12 protein-coding genes and 1 pseudogene are annotated in these 14,954 nt (G+C 69.5%); 4 read left to right on the plus strand and 9 right to left on the minus strand.

The window, feature by feature from the left end; all coding sequences use genetic code 11:
- Window positions 1–92 precede the first annotated feature (92 nt).
- The 3 genes from RT91_RS04215 (at window position 93) to RT91_RS04225 (ending at window position 5,877) form a co-directional block, all read left to right on the plus strand.
- Window positions 93–1,172 carry a GGDEF domain-containing protein gene (locus RT91_RS04215; protein ID WP_007424365.1) on the plus strand — a complete coding sequence of 360 codons (1,080 nt, stop codon included), beginning with the start codon at window positions 93–95 and terminating at the stop codon, window positions 1,170–1,172.
- A 32-nt stretch (window positions 1,173–1,204) separates the two neighbouring features.
- On the plus strand, window positions 1,205–4,624 hold the full coding sequence (gene dnaE / locus RT91_RS04220; RefSeq protein WP_007424364.1) for a DNA polymerase III subunit alpha: 3,420 nt from the start codon (window positions 1,205–1,207) through the stop codon (window positions 4,622–4,624).
- Between the two features lie 83 nt (window positions 4,625–4,707).
- A complete protein-coding gene (locus tag RT91_RS04225) occupies window positions 4,708–5,877 on the plus strand; it encodes an acetyl-CoA acetyltransferase (protein WP_035185813.1) in 1,170 nt (389 codons plus the stop codon).
- Window positions 5,878–5,941: 64 nt separating this feature from the next.
- Here the strand turns inward: RT91_RS04225 and RT91_RS04230 are convergent, their stop codons facing one another.
- The 4 genes from RT91_RS04230 to RT91_RS04245 form a co-directional block, all read right to left on the minus strand.
- Window positions 5,942–6,691 (minus strand): SDR family oxidoreductase, encoded by a 750-nt coding sequence (locus RT91_RS04230; RefSeq protein WP_012040027.1) that lies wholly within the window; start codon window positions 6,689–6,691, stop codon window positions 5,942–5,944.
- Window positions 6,692–6,818: 127 nt separating this feature from the next.
- On the minus strand, window positions 6,819–7,808 hold the full coding sequence (denD, locus tag RT91_RS04235) for a D-erythronate dehydrogenase (RefSeq protein WP_007424361.1): 990 nt from the start codon (window positions 7,806–7,808) through the stop codon (window positions 6,819–6,821).
- 168 nt (window positions 7,809–7,976) lie between these two features.
- Entirely contained in the window at window positions 7,977–8,372 is a 396-nt protein-coding gene (locus RT91_RS04240) for a cupin domain-containing protein (RefSeq protein WP_012040029.1), read from the minus strand.
- Between the two features lie 67 nt (window positions 8,373–8,439).
- The gene (locus RT91_RS04245) at window positions 8,440–9,066 is read right to left on the minus strand and encodes a class I SAM-dependent methyltransferase (protein WP_035185818.1); all 627 of its coding nucleotides are present in this window, start codon (window positions 9,064–9,066) and stop codon (window positions 8,440–8,442) included.
- Window positions 9,067–9,219: 153 nt separating this feature from the next.
- On the opposite strand from RT91_RS04245, the gene RT91_RS04250 reads away from it, so the two are divergent.
- Complete coding sequence (locus tag RT91_RS04250; RefSeq protein WP_007424358.1) at window positions 9,220–10,698, plus strand: amidase; 1,479 nt, start codon at window positions 9,220–9,222, stop codon at window positions 10,696–10,698.
- A gap of 19 nt (window positions 10,699–10,717) precedes the next feature.
- On the opposite strand, the gene RT91_RS04255 is transcribed toward RT91_RS04250, so the two are convergent.
- From RT91_RS04255 to RT91_RS21325, 5 genes and pseudogenes are all read right to left on the minus strand, one after another.
- Complete coding sequence (locus tag RT91_RS04255; protein WP_035185814.1) at window positions 10,718–11,596, minus strand: ParB/RepB/Spo0J family partition protein; 879 nt, start codon at window positions 11,594–11,596, stop codon at window positions 10,718–10,720.
- Window positions 11,593–12,384, minus strand: coding sequence for a ParA family protein (locus tag RT91_RS04260; RefSeq protein WP_012040031.1), 792 nt, complete (start codon window positions 12,382–12,384; stop codon window positions 11,593–11,595). The genes RT91_RS04255 and RT91_RS04260 overlap by 4 nt, the downstream gene beginning before the upstream one ends.
- Window positions 12,374–13,027: a 16S rRNA (guanine(527)-N(7))-methyltransferase RsmG gene (gene rsmG, locus RT91_RS04265; protein WP_012040032.1), complete on the minus strand. Its 654-nt coding sequence runs from the start codon at window positions 13,025–13,027 to the stop codon at window positions 12,374–12,376. Before rsmG ends, RT91_RS04260 begins: the two co-directional genes overlap by 11 nt.
- On the minus strand, window positions 13,024–14,754 hold the full coding sequence (gene mnmG, locus RT91_RS04270; RefSeq protein ID WP_035185815.1) for a tRNA uridine-5-carboxymethylaminomethyl(34) synthesis enzyme MnmG: 1,731 nt from the start codon (window positions 14,752–14,754) through the stop codon (window positions 13,024–13,026). Before mnmG ends, rsmG begins: the two co-directional genes overlap by 4 nt.
- A gap of 35 nt (window positions 14,755–14,789) precedes the next feature.
- Window positions 14,790–14,954 (minus strand): annotated as a pseudogene (locus RT91_RS21325) (tRNA modification GTPase); the annotation flags it as partial.

Genomic DNA, 14,954 nt, shown 5'->3' on the forward strand with positions numbered 1-14,954 from the left:
CTATTTTCTTATTATTGTATAACAGCCAAGAATGACTTGTTGTCATCGCCGGATTTAACCGGGGCTTTACCTGTGGATGATAGCAATGACTCATGCAACAGGTGATCAACCGGTCTCCTCTTTCTGACAACGCGCCCGACGACGACAGCAATGTCGCGATCATCGGCGTCGCGCAGGCCGTCTGGGCCGAGATGGCGCTGCATGGCATCGTGCCGACGCCGCACGCCTATGAGATCTGTTTCGCCTATCGCAGGGGCGACAACCCGACCCTTTGCGACTTTATCGACCAGCACCACCCGAATCTTGCAAACCTCACGCCGGACGCGATCGAGTCGCTGCACGCGCGCTTCTTCAATGACTCGTCCGTCAGCGAGGACCTCGCGAGCAACGTGCTGGGTCTGCAGGAAGCCGCGGACACGCTTGTCGGCCATATCACCGGCAATCAGTCCGCGCTCAGGGACTATGGCGACACGCTCGCCGGCTGGGCGAAACGCCTCGACCATGAGCCGACCATCGCGAGTCTCGTTGCCGCGGTCGCGGCGCTGACGGCGGAAACCACCCGCGCCGCCGCGCGCAACCGTGCGCTCGAGGAAAAACTCGCGAACTCGGTCCAGCGGATCAACCGGCTAAGACAGTCCCTCAGCGTCGCCCGGGCGGAAGCCACCACCGATTCCCTGACGGCCATCACCAACCGCCGCGCCTTCGACACCAAGGCACGGCGGTTCATCACCCAGACGCGCGGCGCGGCCCCGCTCGTCGCCTGCCTCGTCCTGTTCGATATCGACAACTTCAAATGGTTCAACGACGTCCATGGCCACCAGACCGGTGACCTGATCCTCCGCCTCGTCGCGCGCCTGCTGTCCGACAGCGTCAAGGGCCGCGACACCGTCGCCCGCTATGGCGGCGAGGAATTCGCGGTGCTGCTCGCCGGAGCGGATCTCAGATCGGCCATTTCCGTGGCACGGCAGATCTGCCAGTCGATGGCCGATCGCAAACTGGTCAAGCGTTCCTCGGGCCAGCAGCTGACCCAGGTTACCCTGTCCGCCGGCGTCGCCCAGTTCATCGGCGGCGAAAACCTCGCGAGCTGGGTCAGCCGCGCAGATGCGGCACTCTACCGGGCCAAGGAACTCGGCCGCAACCGCGTCTGCAGCGAACTCGACCTGGCCGGCTGACCGGCCCGGCCGGTTCGTGCTAGAGCGGCCTCATGCCGCACGCCGATTTCGTCCATCTCCGCGTCCACTCCGCCTATTCCCTCTCCGAAGGCGCCATCAAGCCGGACAAGATCGCCACCCTCGCGCGCGACAACGCGATGCCCGCCGTCGCCATCACCGACACCTCGAACCTGTTCGGCTCGATCGAGTTCTCCCAGGCCTGCATGGGCAAGGGCGTGCAGCCCATCGTCGGCTGCCAGATCGGCCTTGCCCGAACCGACCTGCCGCGGCTGCCGCCCGACCCGCTGGTGCTGCTCGCGAAGGACGCCACCGGCTTCGCCAATCTCTCGAAACTCTCCTCCCGCAGCTTTCTCGACACCGAACCCGGCCTCCGCCCGCAAATCAGCCTCGATACGCTGCGCGACCATCACGAGGGCCTGTTCCTCCTCACCGGCGGCCGCTTCGGCCCGGTCGGCCGCCTGCTCGGCGACGGCCAGCGCCCCGAGGCCGCGCGCCTGCTCGCCGCCCTCGCCGAAACCTTCCCCGACCGTCTCGCCGTCGAGCTGGAACGTCACGACCTGCCAACCGAGCGCGCGGTCGAGCCAGGGCTGATCACGCTGGCGGACGAAGCCGGCCTGCCGCTCGTCGCCACCAACGAATGCTTCTTCGCCACCGAGACGATGCACGAGGCGCATGACGCGCTGCTCTGCATCGCCGAAGGCCGGGTTCTCTCCGAGGCCGAGCGCCGCCGCGTAACACCGCATCACTGGTTCAAGCCGGCGGCGGAGATGCGCCGCCGCTTCGCCGACCTGCCCGATGCCTGCGACAACACGCTGGCCATCGCCCGGCGCTGCGCGATCGCCGCCCCCACCCGCAAGCCGCTGCTGCCGATCTGCCCCAAGGTGCGCGACGGCGCGACCGAGGCGGAAACCCTCCGCGCCATGGCCGAGGAAGGCCTCGCGCTCCGCCTCGCCGCGATGAACGCCGATGCGGCGACGGCGGCGAAATACCGCGAGCGCCTCGCCCTCGAACTCGGCATCATCGAGCAGATGGGCTTCCCCGGCTACTTCCTGATCGTGGCCGACTTCATCCAGTGGGCGAAATCCCAGGGCATCCCGGTTGGCCCCGGCCGCGGCTCCGGCGCCGGCTCGCTCGCCGCCTGGGCGCTGCTGATCACCGATATCGACCCGATCCCCTTCAACCTGCTGTTCGAGCGCTTCCTCAACCCCGAGCGCGTCTCGATGCCGGATTTCGACATCGATTTCTGCCAGGAGCGGCGCGACGAGGTGATCGCCTATGTCCGCCGCGAATATGGTGCAGACCGCGTCGCCCAGATCATCACCTTCGGCAAGCTCCAGGCCCGCGCCGCGGTGCGCGACGTCGGCCGCGTGCTCGGCCTGCCCTATGGCCAGGTCAACAAGGTCGCCGAGATCGTGCCCAACAACCCGGCCAAGCCGATCCCGCTGGCCGAGGCCGTGGATGCCGAGCCCCGCCTGCGCGAGATGCGGGACTCCGATGAATCGGTGAAGCGCCTGATCGAGATCGCGATGCAGGTCGAGGGCCTCTACCGCCACGCCTCCACCCATGCCGCCGGCGTCGTCATCGGCGACCGCCCGCTGGACGAGCTTGTCCCGCTCTACAAGGACCCGCGCTCGGACATGCTCATCACCCAGTATTCGATGAAGCATGTCGAACAGGCCGGCCTCGTGAAGTTCGACTTCCTCGGCCTGACCACGCTGACCATCATCAGCCGCGCGCTGAACTTCCTCGACGGCCTCGGTACCCCGGTCGACATCGCGAAGATCCCGCTCGACGATGCGAAAACCTACGAAATGCTCTCCCGCGCCGAGGCCGGCGGGGTGTTCCAGTTCGAAACCCAGGGCTTCCGCGACGTGCTGCGCCAGATGCGCCCCGACCGGTTCGAGGACCTGATCGCCGCCGTCGCCCTCAACCGCCCGGGCCCGATGGCCAACATCCCCGCCTATTGCGCCCGCAAGCACGGCGAATCCTGGGAAAGCCCCGACCCGTCGATCCACGAGATCCTCTCCGAGACCTACGGCATCATGGTCTACCAGGAGCAGGTCATGCAGATCGCCCAGAAAATGGCGGGCTACAGCCTCGGCGCCGCCGACCTGCTGCGCCGCGCCATGGGCAAGAAGATCCGCGCCGAGATGGAGGCGCAGCGGAAAATCTTCGTCGAGGGCGCGGTCGCGCGCGGCACCGCCGAGGCCAAGGCCGTCGAGGTGTTCGACCTGATGGCGAAATTCGCCGATTACGGCTTCAACAAATCCCACGCCGCCGCCTACGCGCTGGTCTCCTACCAGACCGCCTGGCTGCGCGCGAACCACCCCGCCGCCTTCATCGCCGCCTCGATGAGCCTCTCGCAAGCCAACCACGAGAAACTCGCCGCCCTCAAACAGGACGCGGTGCGGATCGGCATTCCCGTCCTGCCGCCCGATATCAACGCCTCGGCGGCCGATTTCACCGTCGAACGCCAGGCGGACGGCACGCTCGCCATCCGCTACGCGCTCGCCGCGATCAAGCGCGTCGGCGCCGGCGCGATGCAGGACGTGGTGCGCGCCCGCGCCAACCGCCCCTTCGCCGACCTCGCCGATTTCGCCGCCCGCGTCGATCCCCGTGCGCTCAACAAGGCGCAGATCGAGCAGCTCGCCCGCGCCGGCGCCTTCGACCGGATCGACCCCAACCGCGCCCGCGTTGCCGCCGGCGCCGAGCTGCTGGTCCGCCGCGCCCAGGCCGAGGCCGAGTCCCGCGCCTCCGGCCAGATCAACCTGTTCGGCGACGCCGCCGCCCCCGAACCCCTGCCCCTGCCCGACGTGCCGGACTGGCCGGCCTTCGAGCGGCTGAGCTTCGAGGCCGAGGCGGTGGGCTATCACCTTACCGCCCACCCGCTCGATGCCTACGACACCGTGCTGCGCCGCCTCGGCGTCGTTCCCTCGAACCTGATCGAGGCACGGGCGAAGGCCGGCATCGGCCGGGTCAAGCTCGCCGGCGCCGTGGTCGGCCGCAAGGAGCGCACCACCCGCACCGGCAGCCGCATGGCCTGGGTCATGCTGTCCGACCAGGCCGGCGGCTTCGAGGTCACGCTGTTCTCCGAACTCCTTGCCACCGCGCGCGAGCTGCTCGCCGAGGGCGCGATGCTGCTCGTCACCGCCGATCTGCGGCTGGATGGCGAAAGCCTGCGCGTCACCGCGGTCGATGTCGAACCGCTCGACAAGGCGGCGGCCAATGCCGGCGCTGGGCTGCGCATCACCGTCGAGGGGCGCGAGGCGCTCGGCTCGATCCGCGCGCTGCTGGAGCGCGAGGGCCGCGGCAAGGGCCGCGTGCTGCTCGCCCCGCGGATCGACACCGGTGCCCGGCTCGACATCGCACTGCCCGGCGGCTTCAACGTCTCGCCCCGCCTCGCCCAGGCGATGAAGATGATCCGCGGCGTCGCCGAGGTGGCGGAGCTCTGATCCGCCATCTTGCCCTCGGCGGCAGGCGCGTCCCATATTCGTGAAAACGCCGCGCGCTTGCGCGGCACCGCGAGGAGACCACCATGACCAGCACCGCCATCGCCGGCTGGGCGCACACGCGTTTCGGCAAATCCGACAGCCCCGATCTCGAGGATCTCCTGGCCGAGGCCGCCACCGGCGCCATCGCCCATGCCGGGATCGACCCGAACGAGATCGACGCCGTGTTCGTCGGCAATTTCAACAACGGCTTCACGAAGCAGGATTTCCCCTCCTCGCTGCCGATGCAGGCCGTCCCCGAACTCCGCTTCAAGCCGGCGACGCGTTACGAGAACGCCTGCGCCTCCGGCTCCGCCGCCATCCATGCGGCGCGGGATTTCATCGCCGCCGGCCGCGGCCGCATCGCGCTGGTTCTCGGCGGTGAGAAGATGACCGCCTGCCCCAAGGAGCAGGTCGGCGAAAACCTCCTCGGCGCCTGCTACCGGCGCGAGGAGGGCGACATCCAGGCCGGGTTCGCCGGCGTGTTCGGCCGCATCGCCGAGAGCTATTTCCAGCGCTTCGGCGACCAGTCCGACGCGCTGGCCGCCATCGCCGCGAAGAACCACCGCAACGGGGTCGACAATCCCTACGCGCAGATGCGCCGCGATCTCGGCTTCGAGTTCTGCCGCCGTGAATCGGAAAAAAATCCTATCGTCGCCGGCCCGTTGAAGCGCACCGACTGCTCGCTGGTCAGCGACGGCGCCGCGTCCCTCATTCTGACCGACGAGGACACCGCCCGTGCCTTGCCGCAGGCCGTGCGTTTCCGGGCCGCCGCCCATGTGAATGATTTCCTACCGCTCTCCCGCCGCGACCCGACAAGGTTCGAAGCCGGCGAACGCGCCTGGGCGCAGGCGCTCGCCGCCGCCGGCCTCACGCTCGACGACCTGTCCTTCGTCGAGACGCATGACTGCTTCACCATCGCCGAGCTGATCGAATACGAGGCGATGGGCCTCGTCCCGCGCGGCCAGGGGGCGCGCGCCGTGCTGGAGGGCATCACCGCGCCGGATGGAAGGCTGCCGGTCAACCGCTCCGGCGGGCTGAAATCCAAGGGCCACCCGGTCGGCGCCACCGGTGTCTCGATGCATGTGATGGCGGCGATGCAGCTCACCGGCACCGCCGGCGACATGCAGCTCCCCCGCGCCGACCTCGCCGGCATCTACAACATGGGCGGCGCCGGGGTCGCCAACTACGTCTCAATCCTCGACCGCCTGAACTGACGGTTTCCCGAACCCGCCGCACCCGACCCGCCTCGCGCCGGGCCGGGTGCGGGGGATGCAAACATCAGCCGCGGCCGACGAAGGGCATGTTGGTCGCCATCACGGTGACGAACAGCGCGTTCGCATCCGCGGGCAGCCCGGCCATGTAGACCAGCGTCCGCCCCACCGACTCGACATCCATCGTCGGCTCCGCCTTCATCGAGCCGTCCGCCTGTGGCACGCCGGTGGTCATCCGCCGCGTCATCGGGGTGGCGGCGTTGCCGATATCGATCTGACCGCAGGCGATATCATGCGCCCGCCCGTCCAGCGCGATGGTGCGCGTCAGCCCGGTGATCGCGTGCTTGCTCGCCGTATAGGCCGCCGAGCCGGGCCGCGGCACATGCGCCGAGATCGAGCCGTTGTTGATGATCCGCCCGCCGCGCGGCGCCTGGTCGCGCATCATCCGGAAGGCGGCGTTGGCGCAGAGAAACGCGCCATCGAGATTGACCGCGATGACGTGCCGCCACTGCGCCCAGGTCATGTCGCCGAAATTGGTGGTCGGCACGTTGTTGCCGGCGTTGTTGAACAGCAGGTCGAGCCGCCCGAACCGTGCGCGCACCGCCGCGAACAGCGCCTCCACCGCGTCAGGATCGGTAATATCCGCCGGAAACGCCTCGGCCTTGGCCCCCGCGCCCGCCTCGGCAATCGTCTCCTCCAGCGCCTCGCGCCGCCGCCCGACCAGCGCCACCGTCCAGCCATCGGCCAGCAGCGCGAGCGTCGCCGCCCGCCCCACGCCGCTGCCGGCCCCCGTCACCATCGCGATCCTGCTCATCATCCCGCTCCCGTCCCGTTGCGCCGTTAGAGCACGTTCCGATCCTGATCGATCGGATGTCGTGCTCTATCTCGTTGATACCTAGAGCATCTTCATCCGATCAGATGACTCCATCCGATCGGATGATGCTCTAGCCCGGCAGACTACCGCCAAGCTCATCCTCGATATGCACGCGGATGATCTCGTCGAATGTCGTCTCCGCCGCGAAGCCCAGCGTCTTCGCCCGTGTCGCGGTGAAATTCTCCGGCCAGCCGGCGACGATCCGTGCGATGGTCGGGTCGGGCACGCGGCGGATCAGCTTCACCGCCCGCTCGCCGGCCACCCGCCGCAGCGCCTCGATCTGCTCGCCCACCGTGGCCGACAGGCCGGGCAGGTTCAGCGTCCGCCGGTTGCCGAGCGGGGCGAGATCCATCGACGCCGCGCGGACCAGGAAGCCCACCGCCGCGCGCGGGCTCGCATGCCAGTGCCGCACGCTCTCCTCCACCGGCAGCACCGCCTCCTGCCCCACCAGCGGCTCGCGCAGGATGTTCGAGAAGAAGCCCGAGGCCGCCGCGTTCGGCTTGCCGGGACGGATGCAGATCGTCGGCAGCCGGATCGCGATGCCGTCCATGAAGCCGCGCCGCGTGTAGTCGTTGAGCAGCAGCTCGCCGATCGCCTTCTGCGCGCCATAGCTGGTCAGCGGCGCGCAGAAGAACTCGTCGTCGATCACCTCCGGGAAGGGCGCGCCGAACACCGCGATCGACGAGGTGAACACCACGCGCGGCCGGTAGGGCGCCTTCGCCGCCTCCGCCCGGATCGCCTCGAACAGCAGGCGGGTGCCGTCGAGATTGATGCGATATCCCTTGTCGAAATCCGCCTCCGCCTCGCCCGAGACGATGGCGGCGAGATGCACGATCACCTCCGGCCGTGCGGCGACCAGTGCGGCGGCAACGCCCGGCGCCGAAAGATCCGCCGCCTCGCAGGACGCCTTTCCCGCAAACCCCGCCGGCGCCTCCGGCGCGACCACGTCGATCAGGCTCAGCGCCTCGACCGGCTTGCCCTCCAGCGCCCCGTCGGCCGCGATCCGCGCCGCCAGCTTGCGGCCGAGCATGCCCCCGGCCCCGATGATCATCACCTGCATATCCGCTCCGTTCCTCCGCCGTTGATCGCGCCTGCGCGCATTCCCGTCTGTCTTGCCTCATGCCGCCGCCGGCCCGCGCCACTCAACACGGGTCAGGGCGACGTTTCTACCTTTTATATATATTCTCCAATCTCCCACGGCCGCAACCGCGGAGACGCATTTCGGACGTCAGCGGCGGTACTCGTCGTCCGTCACATGCTCGAGCCAGGTGACGGCCGAGCCATCGAGCCGCTCCTGGATCGCGTAATGGCTCATTCCCGTCGTCGGCGTGGCGCCATGCCAGTGCCGCTCGCCCGGCGCGAACCACACCACGTCACCCGGCCGGATCTCCTCGACCGGCCCGCCCTCGCGCTGCACCCAGCCGAGCCCCGACGTGACGATCAGCGTCTGCCCGAGCGGATGCGTGTGCCAGGCCGTCCGCGCGCCAGGCTCGAAGGTGACATGCGCCGCCGCGACCCGCGCCGGCTCCGGCGCCGTGTTCACCGGATCGATCCGCACCGATCCGGTAAAATACGCCTGGGGTCCAGGCGTTGAGTCCCGCGCGCCGCTCCGCCAGATTTCCATTGTCCTGCTCCTTTGTCCGTCCGTCGCGTTCCCGCCAGAAGAGCAAACCCGCCCGCCGGCGGCAATATCAGTTCCGCGGCTCCGGCAGCCGCCCGCCGCGCGCAGCCTCCGCCGCGGTGGCCTTGCGCAGCACGAACTCGATCGCGCATTCGGGCGCTGGCAGCATCGTCTGGTCCATGCGCTCCATGCGGTAGAGAAAGGTCGAATCCAGCAATTCGACCTTCAGCGGCATCACGCCGTCGAGCTGCGCGATCAGGGCCAGCACGTTCACCGAGCGGGGACTCCAGGTCGTCTTCTTGTACAGCGTGAAGGTACATTTGTGATCGGCGTTGAACGTCGAGGGGAAAACGCCCTGTTCGTACAGATCCTCATCGGGCACCAGAACCACCATGTGCCCGCCCGGCTTGAGCACCCGCAGCCAGTTGCGCAGCGCCACCAGCGGGTCGCGCATGTGTTCGAGGCAGTGCGAGGAGTGCACGAAATCGAAGCTCGCGTCCGGCACACCCTCGAGATACTGGGCATCGCCGTCCGCGAGATCCCAGCTCCGCACCTCGCGCATGAGCGGGAACAGCTCGGCGTAGAAGGAAATCGGGTCCGGGCCCGAGCCGATATCGATCCCCTCGCCCACGAAATATCGCGTGGCGAATCGCGAATCGGTCAGGCGCCGCATGATCGACTTGCTCGCTTCCCGCACGTCCGTCTCTCCCCCGCCGCGGCGTCCGAGGCCCGGCGCGGCGGAGATTACCCGTTCCGGCCGATGCACGAAAGCGGCGGCAGACCGGCTTGACCAGGCGGCATCGCCGGGGCGTTATCGCATCCGACCCCAGCCAGAGGATGTTCGCCCGCGATGACCGAACCCTGCGACCTGCCAGCGACCGAAGCGCGCCGCCTGATCGGCAGCCGGAAGCTCTCCCCCGTCGAACTCACCGAAAGCTGCATCGCCCGCATCGAGCGCGTCGATCACGCCGTCAATGCGATGGTCGCGCGCGATTTCGAGCGCGCCCGCGCCGCTGCCCATGCCGCCGAGGACGCGGTGATGGCGGGCAACCGCCTCGGCCGGCTGCATGGCCTGCCGCTCGGCATCAAGGACCTGGAGGATACCGAGGGGCTGCGCACGACCTATGGCAGCCTGATGTTCCGCGACAATGTGCCGAAGACCGACCAGCACCTCGTCGCCACCATCCGGGCGGCGGGCGGAATCGTCCTCGGCAAGACCAACACGCCGGAATTCGGCGCCGGCGGCAATACCCGCAACCTCGTCTATGGCGCCACCGGCAACCCGTTCGATCCCACCAAATCCGCCGCCGGCTCCTCCGGCGGCTCGGCCGTCGCCCTCGCCACCGCCATGGTCCCGCTCGCCACCGGCTCGGACATGGGCGGCAGCCTGCGCAACCCGGCGTCGTTTTGCGGCATCGTCGGCATGCGCCCCTCGCCCGGCCTGTTCCCCTCGGAAAAGCGCCTGCTCGGCCCCTCCGGCCTCGGCGTGCTCGGCCCGATGGCGCGCTCCGCCGCCGACCTCGCCCTGATGTTCGACGCCACCGCCAGCCACGATCCGCGCGACATGCTCTCGGCGCCGCTCTCGACCGACGAGGCAGCTTCCCGGGCCGCCGCCGATCTCGGCACGCTGCGCGCCGCCTTCACCCCGGATTTCGGCTTCGCGCCCACCTCGCGTCAGACCCGCGCCCTCTTCGCCGACCGCGCCGCGCGCCTTGCCCCGCTCTTCGCCAGCGCCGAGGACGCAACCCCCGACTGCCGCCACGCGGACGAGACCTTCGCCATCCTCCGCGCCGTCAATTTCCTGGCCTCCTTCGGCGCCACCTACCACACCGACCCCGACCGGCTCGGCCCCAATGTCCGCGCCAATGTCGAGGAAGGGCTGCGCTACACCGCGGCCGACGTCGCCCGCGCCCTGCACGCGCAGACCACGCTCTACGGAGCCTGGCAGCGCTTCTTCGCGACGCATGACGTGCTGATCACACCGGCGGTGACCATCCAACCCCGGCCATGGACCGAGCTGTTCCCGGCCGAAATCGACGGCGTGGCAACGAAATCCTATTACCACTGGCTGGCGCTGGCCTATGCCGTCACCCTGGCCGGCCATCCGTCGGTCTGCCTGCCGCTCGGCACCGATGCCGACGGCATGCCGTTCGGCGTGCAGATCATCGGGCGCCGCCACGGCGACCGCGCGGTGATCGAGACCGCGAAGGCGATCGAGGCGATGGGCGCGGCAATGGGACCGGAACTCTCCCGACCGGTGCCGGACATCGAATCGCTCGCCGCCGCGCGGCCGATCCGCGAGATGGCGGGCTTTCTCGACATGGGCTGATGCCGCCCGCCGCGGCGGCTTACTGGCCGCCGCGCAGCAGGGCGAGGATGCCGTCGAGCTGGTCGAGATCCTGATAGGCGAGCGACACCGACCCGCCCTTGCCATCGAATGTCACCTTGACCCGGAGGCCGAGCAATGCGGTGAGCTCGGCTTCGAGGCTGCGCGTCACGCTGTTCTCTGTCGCCTCGCGGCGGGACCGGCCCGGCTTCGGCACCAGCGCCGCCTGCACCATTGCCTCGGTCTGCCGCACCGTCAGCCGCTTCGCGACGATCGCCCGCGCCGCCGCTTCGGGATCGGGGTGCTGCAACAGGGCGCGGGCGTGGCCGGCGCTCAGGTCGCCGCCGCGCAACGCCTTCTGCACCGAGGTCGGCAGGTTGAGCAGCCGCATCATGTTGGCGACATGCGGGCGCGATTTCGCCACCACGCGCGCCAGTTCCTCCTGGATCAGGCCGAATTCCTCGACCAGGCGGCGATACCCTTCCGCCTCCTCGATCGGGTCGAGATCCTGGCGCTGCAGGTTCTCCACCAGCCCCGCGGCCATCGCGTCGCTGTCGGAGAGGGCGCGCACCAGCACCGGCACCTCGTGCAGCCCCGCCCGCTGTGCCGCCCGCCACCGGCGCTCTCCGGCGATGATCTGATACTGCCCGGCCTTGTCGGGCACCGCCCGCACCAGCAGCGGCTGCAATACACCCTGCGCCTTGAGCGAGGCGGCCAGTTCCTCGAGCGCCGTTTCGTCCATCGCCTGGCGCGGCTGGAACGGCCCGGGATGCAGCGCCGCGACCGGCACATGCCGAACGCCCTCGCCCATGGCCGCCTGCCCGGCCGCCGCGACGGTGCCCGGCCCGAGCAGCTCCGCCAGCCCCTTGCCGAGCCGGCGCGGCGTCTCCCGCGCGCTCATACGCCAGCCTCCACCGGCTTCTGCCGCTGCAGGAATTCAGCCGCGAGCGCCACATAGGCCTGCGCGCCGACCGAGCGGAAATCGTAGAGCAGCACCGGCTTGCCATGGCTCGGCGATTCGGTGATGCGGATATTGCGCGGGATCGCGGTGTCGAACACGCGGCCGCCGAAATAGGCGCGCACGTCGTCCGACACGGCCTGGGCGAGATTGTTGCGTCGGTCCAGCATGGTCAGCACCACCCCCTCCAGCGCCAGGCCCGGATTGAGCGAGTGGCGCACCAGATCGATCGTCCGCATCAGCTGGCTGATTCCCTCCAGCGCGAAGAACTCGCATTGCAGCGGGATCAGCACCGAGGAGGCGGCCACCAGCGCATTCAGCGTCAGCAGGCCGAGGCCGGGCGGACAGTCGATGAACACATAGCCGAACTGCCCGGCCAACCCTGGCTCGTCCAGCGCGCGCTGCACCAGATGTTCCCGCCCCTCGGCGCCGGCGAACTCGATATCGGCGCCGATCAGGTCCTCGGTCGCGGGAATGATCAGCAGGCCCGGCACCTCGGTCGGCAGCACGAGGCTGGCCGCCGGCGCCTCGCCGGTCATCAGCGCGTAGCTGCCGATCCCGCGCTCGTCGGTGCCGATGCCGAAACCGGTGCTGGCATTGCCCTGCGGGTCGAGATCGATCAGCAGCACGCGCTCACCCGTCGCGGCCAGCGCCGTCGCGAGATTGATCGCGGTGGTGGTCTTGCCCACCCCGCCTTTCTGGTTGGCGATCGCGATGATCTTAGGCTGCACGGCGTAACTCGCTGATCCGGAGAATCGCGGCACCCGCATCCGTCTGGCTGGGGAACCGCTCCGCCCTCATCTGCCAGCCCTCGGCGGCCGCGGTCAATTCGGCATCGGCGCCACGCCCCTTGAGGAACAGGCAAACCCCGCCGGGGGCCAGCAGCGGCGCCGCATAGCCGAACAGCACGGGCAAAGCCGCCAGGGCACGCGCCGTCACCAGCGGCGAGGGCTCGAGCCGGGCCTGCTCGATTCGCACCGGCAGCACGGTGGCGTTCAGTTTCAGCTCGGCGATCGCGGTTTGCAGGAATGCGGCCTTGCGCCGGTCGGATTCGATCAGGGTGAAACCGATCTCCGGCCGGGCGATCGCCAGCACCAGCCCGGGCAATCCGCCGCCTGAGCCGAGATCCGCGGCGCGGAAGGCGCCCTGCGGGACGAGCGGCAGCATCTGGAGCGAATCGAGAATGTGTCGGTTCCAGATTTCGGCAGGCGCGGCATCCTTGCGCGAGACCAGATTGATTCGCGCGGTCCAGCGAAGAATCAGCGCCGCGAAGGCTTCGAGCCGCGACAATGTTTCACGTGAAACAAGCGCCTCGATCCGCTCCCGTGTTTCACGTGAAACATCGCCCGCCGACGCGCCGCCCCCGCCGCTCATGCCGCGAGCGGCCGCGGCCGGCGGAGGGCGGCGAACAGCGCGCCCAGGGCCGCCGGCGTCATGCCCTCAAGCCGCCCGGCGACCCCCAGCGTCTCCGGGCGGACCCGTTCGAGCCGGGCGCGGATCTCCGCCGACAATCCGCCGACCACGGAAAAATCGAAATCCGGCGGAATCAGCACGGCGTCATCCTTGGCCCGCGCGCGGATCTCGCTTTCCTGCCGGGTCAGATATCCCTCGTAGAGCCGGTCCGCCGCGACGATCGCCGCCGCCTGTTCGCTCCCGGCTCCACCGTCGCGAACCGTGGCAACCGCTGCCGCCAGCGCCGCGAACGCCGCCTGCCGCGCCGGGCCCACACATCCCCAGTCCAGCCCGCGTGGCGTCAGCCGCAGATCGGCATTGTCCGCCCGCAGGCTCAACCGATGCTCCGCCCGCGAGGTGAACATCCGGTACGGCTCGCTGACCCCCCGCGTGACCAGATCATCCACCAGCACGCCGATATACCCCTCGTGCCGGCGCACCGTGACCATGGACCGTCCGGCCGCGACCAGCGCCGCGTTCACCCCGGCCAGCAGCCCCTGCGCGCCGGCTTCCTCATACCCGGTGGTGCCGTTGATCTGCCCGGCCAGGAACAGGCCCGGCACCTTCTTCAGCGCCAGCGCATGGGTGAGCTCGCGCGGGTCGACATAATCATATTCCACCGCATAGCCCGGCCGCAGCAGCACGGCGCGGGAAAGCCCCGGCATGGTGCGGATGAACGCTTCCTGCACCTCTTCCGGCAGACTGGTCGAAATCCCGTTCGGATAGACCGTGTCGTCCTCCAGCCCCTCCGGCTCCAGAAACACCTGATGCCGCGGCCGCTCGGCGAAGCGCACCACCTTGTCCTCGATCGACGGGCAATAGCGCGGCCCCGCACCGTCGATCCGCCCGCCATACACCGCCGAGCGGTGCAGGTTGGCGTTGATGATCGCATGGGTCTCCGGCGTCGTCTCGCTGATCCGGCAGGAGATTTGCGGGTTGGCGATCCGCCCGGTCAGCAGGCTGAACGGCGCGGGCTCCGCCTCGCCCCGGTCCTCCGGCAGCGCCTCCCAGTCGATCGAGCGCCGGTCCAGCCGCGCCGGCGTGCCGGTCTTGAGCCGGCCAAGCGCCAGGCCCAGCCCGCGCAGCCGCGCCGACAGCGCGTTCGACGCCGCATCGCCAACCCGCCCGCCTTCCTCCGTGCGCTCGCCGAAATGCAACACACCGCGCAGGAAGGTGCCCGTGGTCAGCACCGCCGCCCGGCAGGCGATGCGCCCGCCCGCGCCGGTAATCACCGCGGCCAGCGCGCCATCCGCCGTCAACTCAAGATCGGCGGCCTCGCCTTCGAGGATCGTCAACCCATCCTGCGCGGCCAGCAGCGCCTGCACCGCCGCGCGATACAGCCCCCGATCGGCCTGCGCGCGCGGCCCCCACACGGCCGGCCCCTTGCTGCGGTTGAGCATCTTGAAATGGATGCAGGCGGCATCCGCGGCCCGGCCCATGACGCCATCCAGCGCATCGATCTCGCGCACCAGATGCCCCTTGCCGATCCCCCCGATCGCCGGATTGCACGACATCTCGCCGATCCGGTCCCGCCGGTGGGTCAGCAGCGCAGTCCGCGCCCCCATCCGCGCCGCCGCCGCCGCCGCCTCGGTGCCGGCATGGCCGCCGCCGATCACCACAACATCGAACATCTCGCGCAAGCTCGTCATGCGCGGGCCTATAGCACCATTTGCCGAGGGGAAGGCTATTTGCCGATGCAGAAGCTGGAAAATACCTGGTCGAGCACGTCCTCGACGCCGATCGTCCCGGTCAGCCGGGCCAGCGCCACCGCCGCCGCCTGCATCTCCTCGGCCCGCAATTCCGGCACGTCGATGGCAAGCGCCCGGTCCAGCGCCGCCGCCACGTCGCG

This window comes from Acidiphilium sp. JA12-A1 (genome assembly GCF_000724705.2).
Classification (GTDB): domain Bacteria; phylum Pseudomonadota; class Alphaproteobacteria; order Acetobacterales; family Acetobacteraceae; genus Acidiphilium; species Acidiphilium multivorum.